The organism is Streptococcus sp. CM6, from assembly GCF_000526095.1.
Classification (GTDB): Bacteria; Bacillota; Bacilli; order Lactobacillales; family Streptococcaceae; genus Streptococcus; species Streptococcus oralis_BW.
Genome location: NZ_JATS01000006.1, coordinates 63316 through 80096, shown reverse-complemented (window position 1 = coordinate 80096; position 16781 = coordinate 63316). Strand labels below are relative to the sequence as shown.

The window sequence follows — 16781 nt, the reverse complement described above, 5'->3', positions numbered from 1 at the left end:
TCAATGAAAATCAAAGAGCAAACTAGGAAGCTAGCCGCAGGCTGCTCAAAACACTGTTTTGAGGTTGTAGATAAGACTGACAAAGTCAGGAACATATATCTACGGCAAGGCAACGCTGACGTAGTTTGAAGAGATTTTCGAAGAGTATTATTTCATTGTTGGGAAGAGCAATACATCACGGATAGTGGTTGTATCAGTGAGGAGCATGCAAAGACGGTCGATACCGATACCCAAACCACCTGTTGGTGGCATACCATATTCAAGAGCTTCGATGTAGTCGTAGTCGATACCTGTTGCCTCATCATCACCAAGTTCTTTGGCTTTTGCTTGGGCTTCGAAACGGCTAAGCTGGTCGATTGGGTCGTTCAACTCAGAATAGGCATTACCGTACTCCTTAGTCATGATAAAGAGCTCAAAACGGTCAGTAAAGCGCTCGTCTTCAGGGTTTTTCTTAGCAAGTGGAGAGACAGCTACTGGATGCCCATAAACGAAGGTTGGTTGGATCAAGGTTTCTTCGACAAATTCTTCAAAGAAGGCATTGATGATGTGACCAACTTCAGTGTAGTGTTTCTCAACTGGAACTTTCTTCTCAGCAGCGATAGCTTTGGCTTCCTCGAAAGTCATATCTTGCCAGAAGTCTACACCAGTAATTTCCTTGATAGCATCCACCATGTGAACACGTTTAAATGGTTCATTGATTTTGATTTCAGTACCTTGGTAGTTGACTGGACCATCACCTTTGACAGCCTTTGCAGCATGCTGGATAATACCTTCTGTCAAATCCATAATATCATGGAAATCGGCATAGGCTTGGTAAACCTCAATCATAGTAAATTCAGGATTATGAGTTGCATCCATTCCTTCGTTACGGAAGATACGGCCAATCTCATAGACGCGTTCCATACCACCGACAATTAGACGTTTGAGATGAAGTTCTAGAGCTATCCGAAGCACCATGTCAATATTTTGAGCATTGTGGTGTGTAATAAATGGTTTGGCAGCAGCACCACCGGCCTCGTTGTGAAGTACAGGTGTTTCCACTTCAAGAAAATCATGTCCATCTAGATAACGACGAATTTCAGAGATGATTTTTGAACGAGTGACAAAACGTTCAAAGCTTTCACGATTAGAAATCAAGTCAAGGTAACGTTTACGGTAAATTGTTTCAACGTCAGTCAAACCGTGGAATTTCTCAGGAAGAGGGCGAAGTGCTTTTGACAAGTGTGTGATGTGAGTTGCCTTGATAGAAAGTTCTCCCATATCTGTACGCATGACTTCACCTTCGACACCGAGGAAATCACCGAGATCAGCCTTCTTAAAGATTTCGTAGTTTTCTTCACCGACTTCGTCTTTACGAACGTAGATTTGGATTTGACCTTCTCGGTCTTGAAGATGGGCGAAGCCGACTTTTCCTTTACCACGTTTACTAACTAAACGTCCAGCGATAGTAGCAGTTTCGTTTAATTCATGTAATTGTTCTTTATCGAGTTCTGCAAATTTGTCTTTTAGTTCTTGAGAGTTAGCAGTACGTTCAAAACGTTTACCGAAAGGATCAATTCCTTGTTCACGGAGCGCAGCCATTTTTTCACGGCGAACGATCTGCTGGTCATTTAGTTCTTCCATATGTTCTGTAGACATGAAATCCTCCTAATTTTACTCAAAATTTGATACGATGAGTCTTTTTGCGATACTCCCATTTTATCATAAATAGTCAAGAAATTCACGGATATTCTTTGAAAACTAAAAAGAACTTGACCATTAAGATCAAGTTCCATTATTTTCCTTGATAGGAAGTGTCATTCCACCTTTCCAGAGTGAAAGTTTCAAAATCCTCGGTTTCTAAAATTGTTAGACTAGCATTTGCTAAACCACCATCTTTTCGAAGAAGGGGCTCTTTATAACCTAGAAGGGTACGAAGACTAGCAGTGAGATTTGCACCATGACCAACGATTAGAACTCTCTTAGCCTGACTCCCCTTCAGAGATTTGATAAATTGAATGGTACGTTGAGTTGTACTGTAGAGGGATTCCGCTTCAAACATTCTTGTATCGAACTTAGCTAAGTTTGTACGAAAAGCCTCGATTTGTTGTGGGTAGATGGCCTCTAATGTTGCAATTTTTAATCCCTCTAGTTTGCCAAGTTGCCATTCACGCAGGTCAGGAATAGTCTCTAAAGGACATTGCGTCTGGAGTTGACTTTGGATAATTTCAGCAGATTTGACCGCTCTTGGTAAATCACTTGAATAAATCTCATCGAAAGGAATGTTGCTGAGATATTGACCGAGCACCTTTAAGGTATCAATAGACTCAGGAAGAAGAGGTGAGTCCCCTCCAGCACCTTGGAAACGTCCTTCAAGATTCCAGATAGTTCGGCCGTGACGCACAAAATAGAGTTTCATCAGTTGTCTTCCTCCAAGATATCTGCAAAATCTGCTTTCACAAAGCTAGCCAAGTCTTGTGGAGCAATAATGATACTATGCCCGACTTCCCCAGCAGAGACGATCATTTTGTCTAAATCTAAAGCTGTTTTATCAATAAAAATAGGATAGTTGTGTTTTTGGCGAATGCCGACGGGGTTATTAGCTCCATGAATGTAGCCTGTCGTTTTTTCTAGGTCTTTTTGAGGAATCATACTCACTTTTTTATTACCAGAAACCTTTGCTAATTTTTTTTCAGCGAGGTGTTCCGTTATGGGAACAATTCCGATAATTGGGCCTGTCTTGTCCCCCAGCAGAGCCAAGGTTTTAAAGATATGTGTTCGATCATATTCCGAAGGAAGTTCTCCCTCAAGCGCATTGATTTGAATCCCTGTGTGCTCAATTCCTGCTTTGGTTAAGATTTGCTCGACAAGAGTTTTTTTAATTTTTACTTTTTTTGCCATTATTTATACTTATCCTCCAATTGACTCATCCAGATACCAAGCCAAATGCCAAGTGCAAAGAAGAAGGCGATGAGAACATAGCTCACGATGGAAAGTCCAGTGTATTGGATACTTTCAGCACTTCCAGCATTTGGAATCAAAATCAAGAGGGTGCTTGATAGCACAATCCCAATAATAAAGTGATAAACACGGGAGTGGTAGTTGTTTAAGGCATGGTCCATTAATTTTGAAAAGATAATAAGAGTTGCTCCTGCACCAATCCCGATAGGAAGGAAGGTACCAAATAAATCAAAGGTCTTAAAGCCAGTTAACATTGGAGCGTACAGTCCTAAAATCAAGAGTAGATTTGATGGACTTAAACCGGGCACCAAGACACCTAGAGCTAAAAGAACACCTGCCAAGATGAAACTAGCGAAACTGGCGCTGAGAGAACCAACAACAAAGTTTAGCGCGTAGAGCCCTAGACCTGAAAGGATAAAGGTAGTCCAGAACCAGACTAGATCAATCTTATCACGATCAGATTCTCGAGTAGATTCTTTAAGGAGACTGGGAACTGTACCGATGATAGCTCCAGCAAAGCTCCACAAAACATAGACTTGGTAATTTTCTAGCAAATACTCGATTGGATAAGAAAACAAACCAATGCCTAGCAACATCCCAATAGCTACTGGGATAAAGTACAGGACATTCTCTTTAAAATCCTTAAAGGGATGAGCAAGAAAGCCAATCATTCGCTCGTAGATCCCCAAAATCGCTGCCAGAACACCACCAGAAATTCCAGGTAGGATAAATCCTAAGGCGATGACGATTCCTTTAATAACTCTTGCAATCCATGAAAACATATTAGACTCCTCAATTTCATAAATTTCTTTCTCTGTCTTATCAATTATAACACAGACGGCAAAAAAATGAAAAAGCAAGTGAAAAAGTTGCGATTTTCACTTGCTTTATGGTCTTAAAAATAGCTTTCTGAAGGTTTCTTCTTTTTCCTTATCAGTAGAAATGAGATTGATGTCTAGGTGATGTTCAAATCCTGCAATTTTTCCTTTGGAAGTATACTGATGGAGGTCATAGTCTAAATCAGTATTGGGTGTGGCCTCAAAGTAGCCTGAGTCTGTCCCATAAGAAGGAATCCAGACGGCAGAGAAATTTTCCGTATTGATGCTATGTTCTTGCATGAAATAGACACCAATGTAAATCCCGATATTTTTAGCGCCCAGCGATTCAAGCTTAGCTCGAAAAGCTTCGACTCCGTCATTCATATCTGCCATTGTTTTTTTCTCAACGTCAAGCCAGTAATAACTAGGGTTGTATGGAGAAGCAGAATTGTAGAAAACTTCAGCCGCTTTTTCCATTTCTTCTTTGTTCGTACCAGCTAGATAAGCATAGACGGCTACGGGAACATTGCGCTTTTGAAATTCTGAAATGTGATTTTTATAGGATTTATCGACCCCGTTGATAAAGGCTGCATCATTTGCTTCCGTGTGTTGAGTACCACTGTGTACGCGAACAATAGCTCCAGAAATATTTTGAGATAAAATATCGTAGTTTATCTCCTCTGGTCTTTGCCAACCAGAAATGTCAATAATAGGTTTATCAAGATTATGCAAGGCCTGGTTTTCAACTTGGACAGTGTTGCTTTTTGACTTGACCGAATGGTCTTCATAAGCTGGTTTATTAAAGATTAAAATAGCTATAACAATGGTGAATAGACTAAAAATAATAGCTGGATGAATCTCTTTTCTCATATCTAATTAGTTTAACGTAAATAGATAAAAAAATCAAAGAAAACGTTGAAAAGATGAATGAACTAGCATGTTTTCCCCTATTTCTCTGTTTGTTTACTCCTAAGGAAGTAAATTATGGTATAATATAAGGGAATTTTTACAGAAAAGAGAATAGTATGTCAAATTATGCCATTATCTTAGCAGCGGGTAAAGGTACTCGCATGAAATCAGATCTTCCAAAGGTACTTCATAAGGTAGCAGGAATTTCGATGTTGGAGCATGTTTTTCGTAGTGTTGGTGCTATTCAACCTGAAAAAACAGTCACTGTTGTGGGACACAAGGCGGAGCTAGTTGAGCAAGTCTTGGCTGGACAGACAGACTTTGTCACCCAATCGGAACAACTAGGAACTGGGCATGCTGTCATGATGGCAGAGCCCATTCTCCAAAACCGCTCTGGCCACACCTTGGTTATCGCTGGGGATACTCCTCTGATTACAGGTGAAAGCTTGAAAAAACTCTTGGATTTCCATATCAATCACAAAAATGTGGCGACTATTTTAACGGCTGAAGCAGCAGATCCTTTTGGGTATGGTCGTATCGTCCGTAACGATAACGCTGAAGTTCTTCGCATTGTGGAGCAGAAAGATGCCACAGACTTTGAAAAGCAAATTAAGGAAATCAATACAGGAACTTATGTATTTGACAATGAACGTCTTTTTGAGGCTCTTAAAAACATCAACACCAACAATGCCCAAGGTGAGTATTATATTACTGATGTGATTGGTATTTTCCGTAATGCGGGTGAGAAGGTTGGCGCCTATACTCTCAAGGATTTTGATGAAAGTCTTGGGGTAAACGACCGTGTGGCTCTTGCCACTGCGGAAGCAGTGATGCGCCGTCGTATCAACCAAAAGCATATGGTTAATGGTGTTAGTTTTGTCAATCCAGAAGCAACTTACATCGATGTTGATGTCGAGATTGCTCCTGAAGTCCAAATCGAAGCCAACGTTACCTTGAAAGGTCAAACGAAGATTGGGGCGGAAACTGTTTTAACAAATGGAACTTATATCGTGGATAGTGCTATCGGAGCTGGAGCTGTGATTACGAATTCCATGATTGAGGAAAGTACAGTTGCAGATGGTGTGACAGTCGGTCCGTATGCTCATATTCGTCCAGGCTCAAGTCTAGCTTCCCAAGTTCACATTGGAAACTTTGTTGAAGTAAAAGGATCTTCAATCGGTGAAAATACCAAGGCAGGTCATTTGACCTATATCGGAAACTGTGAGGTAGGTAGCCATGTTAACTTTGGCGCAGGCACGATTACAGTTAACTACGACGGGAAGAATAAGTACAAGACTGTCATTGGCAATAATGTCTTTGTTGGATCAAACTCAACCATCATTGCTCCAGTGGAACTTGGTGATAATTCACTAGTTGGAGCTGGTTCAACGATTACAAAAGATGTTCCAGCTGACGCCATTGCTATTGGACGTGGACGTCAAGTTAATAAAGATGAATATGCACTACGTTTGCCTCATCATCCTAAGAATCAGTAGGAGTCTATCATGGAATTTGAAGAAAAAACGATTAGCCGGAAGGAAATCTATCAAGGTCCTATTTTTAAGCTGGTGCAAGATCAGGTGGAACTACCAGAAGGGAAGGGAACTGCCCAACGTGATCTGATTTTTCACAATGGAGGCGTATGTGTTCTAGCTGTGACAGCTGAGGATAAAATCGTCCTTGTTAAGCAATACCGAAAAGCTATTGAAGCTATCTCTTATGAAATTCCTGCTGGTAAACTGGAAATTGGTGAAAATGCAGATCCCATGTCGGCGGCTCTTCGTGAATTGGAGGAGGAAGTTGCCTATACGGGTAAGTTAGAGCTTCTATATGATTTCTACTCTGCTATTGGTTTTTGTAATGAAAAATTAAAACTCTACCTCGCAAGTGATTTGACGAAGGTAGATAATCCTCGTCCGCAAGACGATGATGAAACCTTGGAAGTCCTAGAAGTGAGTCTAGAGGAGGCCAAGAACCTGATCCAGTCAGGTCATATCTGTGATGCCAAGACTATTATGGCAATCCAGTACTGGGAACTACAAAAGAAATAGAGGAGCAACCCATGGGAAAACCTTTATTAACAGATGAAATAATCGAACGTGCCAATCGTGGTGAGCAAATCTCCGGGCCACCTCTTCAAGATGACGAGGAAACTAAAATTTTATCAACTTCTTCACAAAACTTTGGTTATTCACGTTCTAGAGACTATAATTCTATTCAAGATACTTTAACAATCGAAGTAGAGCCAACGATTCATAAGAGCCGTCGTATTGAGAATACCAAGAGAAATGTTTTTAATTTAAAACTCAATCGTATCTTATTTGCAGTCATCCTACTCTTAATTTTGTTAGTGTTGGCAATGAAACTCTTGTAATCGAAAGGAAATAAAATGAAAATTGGAATCATTGCAGCAATGCCAGAAGAGCTCCTACACTTGACTCAGAATTTGGCCAAAACTCAAGAAGTTCAGGTTTTGGGAAATACTTACTACACTGGTACTGTTGGCAAGACAGAAGTTGTCCTAGTTCAGAGTGGGATTGGGAAGGTCATGTCGGCTATGAGTGTAGCGGTGTTAGCTGACCACTTCCAAGTGGATGCCGTTATCAATACAGGATCGGCAGGTGCAGTTGCAGAAGGGATTGCCGTCGGTGATGTCGTGATTGCGGATAAACTTGTCTACCATGATGTGGATGTGACTGCGTTTAGCTATGCTTATGGTCAGATGGCTGGTCAACCCCTCTACTTTGACTCAGATAAGAACTTTATCGCTAGGATTCAAACAAATTTATCTCAGTTAGAACAGACTTGGCACATAGGATTGATTGCTACAGGGGACAGTTTTATAGCTGGGGATGATAAGATTGCTAGTATCAAGTCCCACTTTCCAGATGTTTTAGCAGTTGAAATGGAAGGGGCAGCCATTGCTCAGGCAGCTCAGGCTCTTGACCTACCTTTCCTAGTCATTCGCGCTATGAGTGACAATGCCAATCACGAGGCCTCTATCTCATTTGATGAGTTTATCATTGAAGCTGGACGTCGTTCTGCCCAAGTCTTACTAGCCTTTTTAAAGGCTTTGGATTAAGCGGAAATTTGACAGTTTATCTAGCTTATGATAAGATTTAAATAAAGAAAAGCTAGAAAACGTTTCAGAGGATATTATGAGTATTGAAATGACCGTCAGTGAGATTGCAGAGGTCTTAGGCCTATCTCGTCAAGCAATCAATAATCGTGTCAAAGAACTTCCAGAAGAGGACACGAAAAAAAATGACAAAGGTGTAACTGTAGTGACTCGAAGTGGCTTGATCAAGCTAGAAGAAATCTACAAAAAAACGATTTTTGAAGATGAACCAGTCAGTGATGATGTCAAACAACGTGAACTGATGGAAATATTGGTTGATGAGAAAAATGCTGAAATTCTTCGATTGTACGAGCAACTCAAGGCCAAAGACCAGCAGTTGGCAGAAAAAGATGAGCAGATGCGCATCAAAGACCGTCAGATTGCAGAAAAGGACAAACAGTTGGACCAACAGCAACAGTTAACTCTTCAAGCCATGAAGGATCAAGAAACCTTGAAACTAGAGTTGGATCAAGCAAAAGAAGAAGTCCAAGCAACCAAAAAAGGCTTTTTTGCTCGCCTATTTGGAGGAAAATAAAGAAGCTGTTTGGGTTATTCACTAACCTAATGGCTTCTTTTATTATTTATAGTTTTAAATCGAGTTGAAATTGAGGGAAAAGATGGAAAAATTAAGAGATTATATTGCCTTTGACTTAGAATTCAATCAACACGAAGGGGTTACCCATTTAATTCAAGTGTCAGCAGTCCGTTTTCAAGATGGACAAGAAAGTGCAGCTTTTGATTCTTATGTCCATACTACAGCACCATTGAAGAGTTTTATCAATGGTTTGACTGGAATTACAGCTGAAACCTTGAAAGATGCGCCGAAAGTCGAGCAAGTTTTAAAAGACTTTCATGCCTTTGTTGGTAAATCACCTATCGTTGGCTACAATGCGGCCAAGAGTGATTTACCTATTCTCTTAGATTATGGTTTGGACTATCGTGACCAGTATAAGGTCGACCTATATGATGAGGCTTTTGAACGCCGTAGTTCTGACCTACACGGCATAGCCAATCTCAAATTGCAAACCGTGGCGAATTTTTTAGGCTTTAAAGGACAATCGCATAATAGTTTAGAAGATGCCCGTATGACAGCACGTGTTTACGAAGCCTTTTTAGAATCGGATGAAGGAAAGCTATTATTGAAAGAACAGAGTAGTCTATCTATGAATCCCTTTGGCGGTTTAGATTTATCTCAATTTTTAGACTAGGAGTGCCTATGAAACCTGAAAAACCTAAAAAGCTAGGTTTTAGGAAGATTTACTATAACCTAGATAAAATTCTATTTCTATTTTTCTTGATTTTCATGATGGTAGAGTTTGTTTGGTTGCCATTGAATTCATGGATTGCAGGGATGTTGCTCAGACAAACTGGTTATTTGTTTATTTCTTACAATAACTTTCTTGCTATTATTCAAGGCTCACCTTTTGTCAGTTTAGCTTTCCTCATCTTAATAGCAATCAATCTCTTGGTTGCTTATTTTCAGATTTGTCTTCTATTCATTGGGGCGCGGCACCTTCTCTACCATGAAAAGAGAACCTTGATTGAGTATAGTCGAAAAGTCTTTCACCAGAGCTTTCTATTTGTCAAACGATTGAGCTTTTGTAAGATGGCCTTTGTCTTCTTTTATGTAGCTCTACTTTTTCCTTTTATTAGAAAAATTTTAAAAATCTACTATCTCAATAAGATTATTATCCCCGATTTTATCGTTACATACCTAGAAGATAAGAACTGGCTGGTAGGGCTGTTGATCATAGCAGCCGCTTGGATCTTTCTCTACATTTCTGTTCGCTTCATGTTTGCCCTTCCTAAGATTATCTTTGAGAAGAAAACAGTGAGAGAGGGAGTGAAATATAGTCTGCTAAAGACAAAAAAACACGTTCTCTTCTATGCTTGGAACTTGCTTCTCATTATCATTAAAACCTATCTCTTCTTCTTTGTCTTGTTAATTCCCTTGCTCTTTGCTCAGGCGGTAATGGATAATTTTACTCAAAAAGAATCCTTGATTCTTGGTGTGATTAATTTTATCTTGATTAAAAACCTCTATTACATGACTCTGACTTATTTCCTAGTGAAGTTTGTTTCCTTCCTGACAGAAGAAGAGTTGGAAATCATGCCAAGAAGAAAGAAAGACTATTTGATGAGGTGGGGAGTCATGGGGTGTGCAAGTATCTTCTTTGCTTTAGAAGGTTACATCTATCTGGAGTCTCCGGATACCAATACACCTTTAGTGATTTCACACAGAGGAGTAAGTAATAAAAATGGTGTTCAAAATACGGTACAGTCTTTAGAAAAGACAGCCCAACTAAAACCAGACTTCATTGAGATGGATGTGCAAGAAACGAAAGATGGCCAGTTCGTGATGATGCACGACGCTAACCTTAAATCGCTAGCAAGAATTAATGCAGCACCGCAAGACTTAACTCTGGATGAATTAACAAATACAGATATTTACGAGAATGGTTATCAAACAAAGATTTCAAGTTTTGATGATTATTTAGAACGTGCAAATACATTAAACCAAAAATTGCTGATTGAGATTAAAACCAGTAAAAAAGATAGTCCGCAAATGATGGACCATTTCCTTGAAAAGTATGGAATGACGATCAAGAAATATGGCCACCAGATGCAGTCACTAGACTATCATGTGATTGATAAGGTCTTGGCTTATGATTCTGAAATTCCAGTTTACTTCATCCTGCCATATAATAGTGTGTTTCCAAGAACCAAGGCGACTGGTTATACCATGGAGTATTCAACTTTGGATGAATACTTTGTCAATAAACTTTGGACAACAGATCAGAAACTATATGTTTGGACTGTGAATAGTTCTGAGTCCTTTGATAAGGCAGTCAGACTTGGAGCAGATGGCATGATAACAGATGACCTAGAAATGGTCCAATCACAAGTCACAATGGCTCAAGACGATCCGGAATATACGGAATTACTCTTAAAGAAAGCAATGGAATTCTTTGATTTCTAAAAAAAAAGAGAAACATCTGTTTCTCTTTTTTTGTGGATTAGAAAGGCAATTTTCCAGCGAAAGCACCGAGTTTCTTCTTAGTTGTTTCATCAATTTGTTCAAGTGCAGCGTTAATCGCTTGAACAGTCATGTCAGAAAGTGTTTCGAGATCTTCTGGATCTACAACTGCTGGATTGAAGTCAATGCTGACAACTTTTTTGTCTCCAGTCAAAGTTGCTTGGACAAGGTCTTGAGCAGATTTTCCGACAAATTCCATCGCGGCAAGTTCTGCTTGACTTTGTTCCATTTGTTTTTGAAGTTTTTGTGCTTGGCGCATCATGTTCTGCATGTTCATCATAGCGGTTTACAGTTTCCTTTTTTCTATTTTTTTCTTTTTTATTTTATCAATTTTAGGTTCAAAAGTCTATTATTTGTTTAATTCATGAGATATATGAACTTTTATAATGAGTCTCTCAAAAAACTTTTAAGAAATTTACTATGTACACCTAGTATTCTTTGCTAAACAAATAATTTCATTTAAGTTTTCTTTAAGGTTTCTATTATATTCTAAAAAACTCTATATTAACCGAACGTTGAGAGGAGAATATAGAGGATAACCTAATTTTATTTCTTAATTTGTTATGGTCTTTCCAGATTTAGTAAGATATTGTTCACTTTTTATCTTAAATGGTGTGTTGATTAGACTAAATGATGCTCTGTCTTTTCTTCATGATGGAGGCAGATTGTGATATAATAGATAGTAATGAGTTTTTTAGAATAAACTAAAGGAGAATATAAATGATCTATGCAGGAATCCTAGCCGGAGGAACTGGCACACGCATGGGAATCAGTAATTTACCAAAACAATTCTTGGAGCTGGGTGATCGACCTATTTTGATCCACACAATTGAAAAATTCGTCTTAGAACCAAGTATTGAAAAAATTGTAGTTGGAGTTCATGGAGACTGGGTGTCACACGCCGAGGACCTAGTTGACAAGTATCTTTCTCTTCACAAGGATCGTATCATCATTACCAAAGGTGGTGCTGATCGTAATAGCAGTATTGAGAAGATTGTTGAAGCTATTGATGCCTACCGTCCAATTACTCCAGAAGATATTGTGATTACGCATGACTCTGTTCGTCCATTTATCACACTTCGCATGATTCAGGACAATATCAAACTGGCCCAAAATCATGATGCGGTTGACACAGTAGTAGAAGCGGTTGATACCATTGTTGAAAGTACCAATGGTCAGTTTATCACTGATATTCCAAATCGTGCTCACCTCTATCAAGGTCAAACACCTCAAACCTTCCGATGCAAGGATTTCATGGACTTGTATGGGTCCCTATCTGATCAAGAAAAGGAAATCCTGACGGATGCATGTAAGATTTTTGTTATCAAAGGTAAAGACGTTGCCCTAGCTAAAGGGGAATATTCAAACCTCAAAATCACAACTGTGACAGACTTAAAAATCGCGAAAAGCATGATTGAGAAAGACTAAGGCTATGATTAATCAAATTTATCAACTGACCAAACCAAAGTTTATCAATGTAAAATACCAAGAAGAGGACATTGATCAGGAGAATCATATCCTGATTCGTCCAAATTATATGGCGGTTTGTCATGCGGATCAACGTTACTATCAAGGAAAACGTGATCCAAAGATATTGGCTAAAAAGCTTCCTATGGCTATGATTCACGAGTCTTGTGGAACTGTTATATCAGATCCAACTGGTACTTATGAAGTCGGTCAAAAGGTAGTTATGATTCCAAATCAACCGCCTATGCAGAGTGACAAGGAGTTCTACGAGAACTACATGACAGGAACCTACTTCCTATCTAGTGGTTATGATGGCTTTATGAGAGAATTTGTCTCTCTTCCAAAAGACCGAGTCGTTTCTTATAATGATATCGAAGATACAGTTGCAGCAATTACTGAGTTTGTAAGTGTTGGTATGCATGCCATGGATCGTTTCTTAAATCTTGCTCATAGCAAGCGAGAGCGCATCGCAGTTATCGGAGATGGCAGTTTGGCTTTTGTGGTTGCCAATATTATCAATTACACTCTACCAGAAGCTGAGATTATCGTGATTGGTCGCCATTGGGAAAAACTAGAGCTCTTCTCTTTTGCAAAAGAGTGCTACATTACTGATAATATACCAGAAGATTTGACCTTTGATCATGGATTTGAGTGTTGCGGTGGTGATGGCACGGGACCAGCTATCAATGACTTGATTCGTTACATTCGACCTCAGGGAACGATTCTCATGATGGGAGTGAGCGAGTACAAGGTCAATATCAATACACGAGACTCTTTAGAAAAAGGTTTATTATTGGTCGGTTCGTCTCGATCAGGACGAATTGATTTTGAAAATGCAATACAGATGATGGAAGTTAAAAAGTTTGCGAATCGTCTGAAAAATATTCTTTACGTCGAAGAACCGGTGAGAGAAATCAAGGACATTCATCGTGTCTTTGCCACCGACCTAAATACTGCTTTTAAAACAGTATTTAAGTGGGAAGTTTAGAAGATGGAGGTTAATTGTGGAGAAACTCATCAGAGAAAAAATTTCTTCTTTGCTATCTAATGAAGAGGAAGTACTCAGTGTTGAACAGCTGGGAGGCATGACCAATCAAAACTATTTGGTTAAAACAACCAACAAACAGTATATTGTGAAATTTTTTGGTAAAGGGACTGAAAAACTCATCAATCGTCAAAATGAAAAGTACAATCTTGAACTTTTAGAGGATTTAGATTTAGATGTCAAAAATTATCTTTTTGATATTGAGTCAGGGATTAAAGTAAATGAGTACATCGAATCAGCAGTAACTCTTGATTCAACATCAATCAAGTCCAAGTTTGAAAAGATTGCACCAATTTTACAAACCATCCATGCTTCAGGGAAAGAATTAAGAGGAGAGTTTGCTCCTTTTGAGGAAATCAGCAAATATGAATCCTTGATTGAGGGAGCTATCCCTTATGAAAACTATGAAGCTGTAAGAAAAGATGTATTTTCACTAGAAAAGAGATTGGCTGATTTGGGTGTTGATAGAAAATCCTGTCATATCGATTTGGTACCAGAAAACTTTATCGAGTCACCACAAGGTCGTTTGTATTTGATTGACTGGGAATACTCTTCTATGAATGACCCGATGTGGGATTTGGCAGCTCTTTTCTTAGAGTCTGAATTTACAAAGCAAGAGGAAGATGATTTCCTTTCCTACTATGAAAGTGACAAAACGCCTGTATCACGTGAGAAGATTCGTATCTATAAAATCTTGCAAGATACTATCTGGAGTTTGTGGACAGTGTACAAAGAAGCTCAAGGAGCTGATTTTGGAGATTATGGTATCAACCGTTACCAAAGAGCTGTCGAAGGTTTGACTTATTATGGAGGTTAGGATGAAGAATAAAAATGGTGTTTCCTTTGGTCTGCTCTCTGGTATCTTCTGGGGATTAGGTCTAACGATTAGTGCTTATATCTTTTCAATTTTTACAAATCTTTCGCCTTTTGTGGTAGCTGCTGCTCATGATTTCTTGAGTATCTTTATCTTGTTAGCTTTTCTTTTGGTAAAAGAAGGAAAAGTTCGCCTCTCGATTTTCTTAAATATTCGAAATGTAAGTGTAATTATCGGAGCTTTACTAGCAGGACCAATAGGCATGCAGGCCAATCTTTATGCGGTTAAATATATCGGTAGTTCTCTAGCTTCATCTGTATCGGCTATTTACCCAGCAATTTCAGTTTTGCTCGCCTTCTTCATTTTGAAACACAAGGTTTCAAAGAATACAGTATTCGGTGTTTTCTTGATTATTGCAGCGATCATTGCTCAGACTTACAAGGTTGAACAAGTAAACTCGTTTTACATTGGGATTCTTTGTGCCCTTATCTGTGCCATTGCCTGGGGGAGTGAAAGTGTTCTTAGTTCCTACGCCATGGAAAGTGAATTAAGTGAAATTGAAGCCTTGTTAATCCGACAAGTAACCTCATTCTTGTCCTATCTTGTGATTGTGCTCTTTTCTCACCATTCATTTGCAGAAGTGGCAGATGGGCAATTATTCGGCCTCTTGATTGTCTTTGCGGCCTTTGATATGATTTCCTACTTAGCTTATTATATCGCTATTAATCGTTTGCAACCTGCGAAAGCAACAGGTTTGAATGTGAGCTATGTAGTTTGGACTGTCTTATTTGCAGCTATTTTCTTAGGTGCACCGCTAGATATGCTGACAATTATCACTTCACTTATTGTTATGGCTGGTGTTTATATTATTATTAAAGAATAAAGGAGATTCATGTGAAAGCGATTATTTTAGCAGCGGGATTAGGAACTCGTCTGCGCCCTATGACTGAAAATACCCCAAAAGCTTTGGTTAAGGTTAATCAAAAACCTTTGGTAGAATACCAAATCGAGTTTTTGAAAGAGAGAGGAATTGATGAGATTATCATAGTTGTCGGTTACCTCAAAGAACAATTTGACTACCTAAAAGAAAAATATGGTGTCCGTTTAGTCTTTAACGACAAGTATGCTGATTACAATAACTTTTACTCACTTTATCTAGTAAAAGAAGATTTGGCTAACAGCTACGTCATCGATGCAGATAACTATCTTTTCAAAAATATGTTTAGAAACGATCTCAAACGTTCTACCTATTTCAGCGTTTATCGTGAAGACTGTACGAACGAGTGGTTCTTGGTTTATGGTGATGACTATAAGGTTCAAGACATCATTGTTGACAGCAAAGCTGGTCGCATTTTGAGTGGGGTTTCATTCTGGGATGCTCCAACTGCAGAGAAGATTGTTGGCTTTATTGACAAAGCATATGCAAGTGGTGAATTTGTAGATCTCTACTGGGACAACATGGTTAAGGATAATATCAAAGAATTAGATGTGTATGTTGAAGAATTAGAAGACAATAGCATTTATGAAATTGATAGTGTAAAAGATTACCATAAGTTAGAAGAGATTTTATCTACTATTGAGTAAGGAAAGAGAAGAAGGCTTGAGCCTTCTTTTTTTGTAGATTTTAAAATAGAAATGTTTGATATTGATTATATTCTTTAAACAAAACAAAAATTACAAAAAAATGAACAAAATAAAACAAAAAAATATTGACAACGATTTCATATAGTGTTATACTTATACCATAAAAGATAATTGAAAGAAGGGAAAAGGTTATGGGATTAGATCATTTCTTTGACAAAAACCTGGTGTTTTGCTTAGAAGCGGATAATCAAGAACAACTGTTTAATCAGGTGGCAACCTTATTGGAAGAACGAGAAATCGTTACTCCAACTTATCGTGAAGCCTTGATCGCGCGTGAGAAGTCATTTCCAACTGGCTTAGATATGGAATTTTTGGGGAAAGATCTACCAAATGTTGCGATTCCTCATACAGATATTGTCCATAATCTAGCTGAGAAAGTAGTGGTTGTTCGATTAGAAAAACCAGTAACTTTTCACAATATGATTGCTCCTGATAGAGAGGTTGAAGTTTCACTGCTCTTCTTTATCATTAACAATTCAAGTTCAAGTCAAACGAATATTCTGGCTCAGTTGATGGATTTCTTTACAGGGAAGGATCATCTAGAAGATCTATCAAAAATTTCTGAACCAGAAAAACTTTATGCTTATATTGCTGAAGCAACAGCTTAATCTTGTTTATTAAAATATAAAATCGGAGGAAATCCAAATGATTAAAATTCTTGCTGCCTGCGGTGCAGGTGTTAACTCAAGTCACCAAATTAAAAGTGCTCTAGAAGAAGAACTATCAAATCGTGGTTATGATGTTCACTGTGATGCAGTTATGGTCAAAGACGTTAATGAAGACCTTATCAAAGGTTATGACATTTTTACACCAATTGCTGCAACAGATCTTGGTTTTGACCCAGGTATTCCAGTTATCGAAGCTGGACCAATCTTATTCCGTATCCCAGCAATGAGTGCTCCAGTATTTGATAATATTGAAGCAGCTATCAAAGAGCACGGATTAAGCTAATTTTAATTTGTTAACATTCATATAAAATAAAAAGGGAG

General features: G+C 38.5%; 20 protein-coding genes. 14 read left to right on the top strand and 6 right to left on the bottom strand.

The annotated features are described in order from the left end of the window. Positions 1 to 147: 147 nt before the first annotated feature. From lysS to HMPREF1516_RS01660, 5 genes are all read right to left on the bottom strand, one after another. Positions 148 to 1638, bottom strand: a complete 1491-nt coding sequence (gene lysS / locus HMPREF1516_RS01680; protein ID WP_000102434.1) for a lysine--tRNA ligase — start codon at positions 1636 to 1638, stop codon at positions 148 to 150. A gap of 136 nt (positions 1639 to 1774) precedes the next feature. Beyond that, the gene (locus HMPREF1516_RS01675; RefSeq protein ID WP_000780796.1) at positions 1775 to 2398 is read right to left on the bottom strand and encodes a histidine phosphatase family protein; all 624 of its coding nucleotides are present in this window, start codon (positions 2396 to 2398) and stop codon (positions 1775 to 1777) included. Next, entirely contained in the window at positions 2398 to 2880 is a 483-nt protein-coding gene (locus HMPREF1516_RS01670) for an aminoacyl-tRNA deacylase (protein WP_033605654.1), read from the bottom strand. The genes HMPREF1516_RS01675 and HMPREF1516_RS01670 overlap by 1 nt, the downstream gene beginning before the upstream one ends. After that, positions 2880 to 3722 carry a DUF368 domain-containing protein gene (locus HMPREF1516_RS01665; protein WP_000493299.1) on the bottom strand — a complete coding sequence of 281 codons (843 nt, stop codon included), beginning with the start codon at positions 3720 to 3722 and terminating at the stop codon, positions 2880 to 2882. Before HMPREF1516_RS01665 ends, HMPREF1516_RS01670 begins: the two co-directional genes overlap by 1 nt. Before the next feature lie 105 nt (positions 3723 to 3827). Further along, positions 3828 to 4628 carry a glycoside hydrolase family 25 protein gene (locus HMPREF1516_RS01660; RefSeq protein WP_033605653.1) on the bottom strand — a complete coding sequence of 267 codons (801 nt, stop codon included), beginning with the start codon at positions 4626 to 4628 and terminating at the stop codon, positions 3828 to 3830. Positions 4629 to 4783: 155 nt separating this feature from the next. On the opposite strand from HMPREF1516_RS01660, the gene glmU reads away from it, so the two are divergent. The 7 genes from glmU (at position 4784) to HMPREF1516_RS01625 (ending at position 10765) form a co-directional block, all read left to right on the top strand. Continuing rightward, complete coding sequence (gene glmU / locus HMPREF1516_RS01655; protein ID WP_000073751.1) at positions 4784 to 6163, top strand: bifunctional UDP-N-acetylglucosamine diphosphorylase/glucosamine-1-phosphate N-acetyltransferase GlmU; 1380 nt, start codon at positions 4784 to 4786, stop codon at positions 6161 to 6163. 9 nt (positions 6164 to 6172) lie between these two features. Further along, positions 6173 to 6718, top strand: a complete 546-nt coding sequence (locus tag HMPREF1516_RS01650; RefSeq protein ID WP_033605652.1) for an NUDIX hydrolase — start codon at positions 6173 to 6175, stop codon at positions 6716 to 6718. Positions 6719 to 6729: 11 nt separating this feature from the next. Beyond that, positions 6730 to 7041, top strand: coding sequence for a cell wall synthase accessory phosphoprotein MacP (gene macP, locus HMPREF1516_RS01645; RefSeq protein ID WP_007521803.1), 312 nt, complete (start codon positions 6730 to 6732; stop codon positions 7039 to 7041). 15 nt (positions 7042 to 7056) lie between these two features. Further along, entirely contained in the window at positions 7057 to 7749 is a 693-nt protein-coding gene (locus HMPREF1516_RS01640) for a 5'-methylthioadenosine/adenosylhomocysteine nucleosidase (RefSeq protein WP_033605651.1), read from the top strand. A gap of 76 nt (positions 7750 to 7825) precedes the next feature. Next, complete coding sequence (rocS, locus tag HMPREF1516_RS01635) at positions 7826 to 8320, top strand: chromosome segregation protein RocS (RefSeq protein ID WP_000021248.1); 495 nt, start codon at positions 7826 to 7828, stop codon at positions 8318 to 8320. Positions 8321 to 8402: 82 nt separating this feature from the next. Further along, positions 8403 to 8993, top strand: a complete 591-nt coding sequence (locus tag HMPREF1516_RS01630) for a 3'-5' exonuclease (RefSeq protein ID WP_033605650.1) — start codon at positions 8403 to 8405, stop codon at positions 8991 to 8993. A gap of 8 nt (positions 8994 to 9001) precedes the next feature. Beyond that, on the top strand, positions 9002 to 10765 hold the full coding sequence (locus HMPREF1516_RS01625) for a glycerophosphoryl diester phosphodiesterase membrane domain-containing protein (protein ID WP_033605649.1): 1764 nt from the start codon (positions 9002 to 9004) through the stop codon (positions 10763 to 10765). A gap of 37 nt (positions 10766 to 10802) precedes the next feature. Here the strand turns inward: HMPREF1516_RS01625 and HMPREF1516_RS01620 are convergent, their stop codons facing one another. Next, positions 10803 to 11102, bottom strand: coding sequence for a YbaB/EbfC family nucleoid-associated protein (locus HMPREF1516_RS01620; RefSeq protein WP_000981516.1), 300 nt, complete (start codon positions 11100 to 11102; stop codon positions 10803 to 10805). 440 nt (positions 11103 to 11542) lie between these two features. Here HMPREF1516_RS01620 and HMPREF1516_RS01615 point away from each other — a divergent pair, with 440 nt between their 5' ends. The 7 genes from HMPREF1516_RS01615 to HMPREF1516_RS01585 all read left to right on the top strand — a co-directional run bounded on the left by HMPREF1516_RS01615 (position 11543) and on the right by HMPREF1516_RS01585 (position 16743). Next, entirely contained in the window at positions 11543 to 12250 is a 708-nt protein-coding gene (locus HMPREF1516_RS01615) for an IspD/TarI family cytidylyltransferase (protein ID WP_033605648.1), read from the top strand. A 4-nt stretch (positions 12251 to 12254) separates the two neighbouring features. Beyond that, positions 12255 to 13277, top strand: a complete 1023-nt coding sequence (locus HMPREF1516_RS01610; RefSeq protein WP_033605647.1) for a ribitol-5-phosphate dehydrogenase — start codon at positions 12255 to 12257, stop codon at positions 13275 to 13277. A gap of 16 nt (positions 13278 to 13293) precedes the next feature. After that, on the top strand, positions 13294 to 14151 hold the full coding sequence (locus HMPREF1516_RS01605; RefSeq protein ID WP_000413106.1) for a phosphotransferase family protein: 858 nt from the start codon (positions 13294 to 13296) through the stop codon (positions 14149 to 14151). Position 14152: 1 nt separating this feature from the next. Beyond that, entirely contained in the window at positions 14153 to 15031 is an 879-nt protein-coding gene (locus HMPREF1516_RS01600) for a DMT family transporter (protein ID WP_000791835.1), read from the top strand. Positions 15032 to 15042: 11 nt separating this feature from the next. Further along, positions 15043 to 15732 (top strand): sugar phosphate nucleotidyltransferase, encoded by a 690-nt coding sequence (locus tag HMPREF1516_RS01595; RefSeq protein ID WP_000643949.1) that lies wholly within the window; start codon positions 15043 to 15045, stop codon positions 15730 to 15732. A gap of 191 nt (positions 15733 to 15923) precedes the next feature. After that, positions 15924 to 16400, top strand: a complete 477-nt coding sequence (locus HMPREF1516_RS01590; RefSeq protein WP_000521983.1) for a PTS sugar transporter subunit IIA — start codon at positions 15924 to 15926, stop codon at positions 16398 to 16400. Positions 16401 to 16437: 37 nt separating this feature from the next. Further along, positions 16438 to 16743 (top strand): PTS sugar transporter subunit IIB, encoded by a 306-nt coding sequence (locus HMPREF1516_RS01585; protein ID WP_000590549.1) that lies wholly within the window; start codon positions 16438 to 16440, stop codon positions 16741 to 16743. Positions 16744 to 16781: the final 38 nt, after the last annotated feature.

Bases quoted from the DNA above. Each gene is read 5' to 3' on its own strand.
- HMPREF1516_RS01625 (WP_033605649.1), top strand. From the start codon at position 9,002: ATGAAACCTGAAAAACCTAAAAAGCTAGGTTTTAGGAAGATTTACTAT.
- HMPREF1516_RS01660 (WP_033605653.1), bottom strand. From the start codon at position 4,628: ATGAGAAAAGAGATTCATCCAGCTATTATTTTTAGTCTATTCACCATT.
- HMPREF1516_RS01665 (WP_000493299.1), bottom strand. From the start codon at position 3,722: ATGTTTTCATGGATTGCAAGAGTTATTAAAGGAATCGTCATCGCCTTA.
- HMPREF1516_RS01675 (WP_000780796.1), bottom strand. From the start codon at position 2,398: ATGAAACTCTATTTTGTGCGTCACGGCCGAACTATCTGGAATCTTGAA.
- HMPREF1516_RS01630 (WP_033605650.1), top strand. From the start codon at position 8,403: ATGGAAAAATTAAGAGATTATATTGCCTTTGACTTAGAATTCAATCAA.
- rocS (WP_000021248.1), top strand. From the start codon at position 7,826: ATGAGTATTGAAATGACCGTCAGTGAGATTGCAGAGGTCTTAGGCCTA.
- HMPREF1516_RS01650 (WP_033605652.1), top strand. From the start codon at position 6,173: ATGGAATTTGAAGAAAAAACGATTAGCCGGAAGGAAATCTATCAAGGT.
- HMPREF1516_RS01640 (WP_033605651.1), top strand. From the start codon at position 7,057: ATGAAAATTGGAATCATTGCAGCAATGCCAGAAGAGCTCCTACACTTG.
- macP (WP_007521803.1), top strand. From the start codon at position 6,730: ATGGGAAAACCTTTATTAACAGATGAAATAATCGAACGTGCCAATCGT.
- HMPREF1516_RS01670 (WP_033605654.1), bottom strand. From the start codon at position 2,880: ATGGCAAAAAAAGTAAAAATTAAAAAAACTCTTGTCGAGCAAATCTTA.
- HMPREF1516_RS01615 (WP_033605648.1), top strand. From the start codon at position 11,543: ATGATCTATGCAGGAATCCTAGCCGGAGGAACTGGCACACGCATGGGA.
- HMPREF1516_RS01620 (WP_000981516.1), bottom strand. From the start codon at position 11,102: ATGATGAACATGCAGAACATGATGCGCCAAGCACAAAAACTTCAAAAA.
- HMPREF1516_RS01590 (WP_000521983.1), top strand. From the start codon at position 15,924: ATGGGATTAGATCATTTCTTTGACAAAAACCTGGTGTTTTGCTTAGAA.
- lysS (WP_000102434.1), bottom strand. From the start codon at position 1,638: ATGTCTACAGAACATATGGAAGAACTAAATGACCAGCAGATCGTTCGC.
- HMPREF1516_RS01610 (WP_033605647.1), top strand. From the start codon at position 12,255: ATGATTAATCAAATTTATCAACTGACCAAACCAAAGTTTATCAATGTA.
- HMPREF1516_RS01585 (WP_000590549.1), top strand. From the start codon at position 16,438: ATGATTAAAATTCTTGCTGCCTGCGGTGCAGGTGTTAACTCAAGTCAC.
- HMPREF1516_RS01600 (WP_000791835.1), top strand. From the start codon at position 14,153: ATGAAGAATAAAAATGGTGTTTCCTTTGGTCTGCTCTCTGGTATCTTC.
- glmU (WP_000073751.1), top strand. From the start codon at position 4,784: ATGTCAAATTATGCCATTATCTTAGCAGCGGGTAAAGGTACTCGCATG.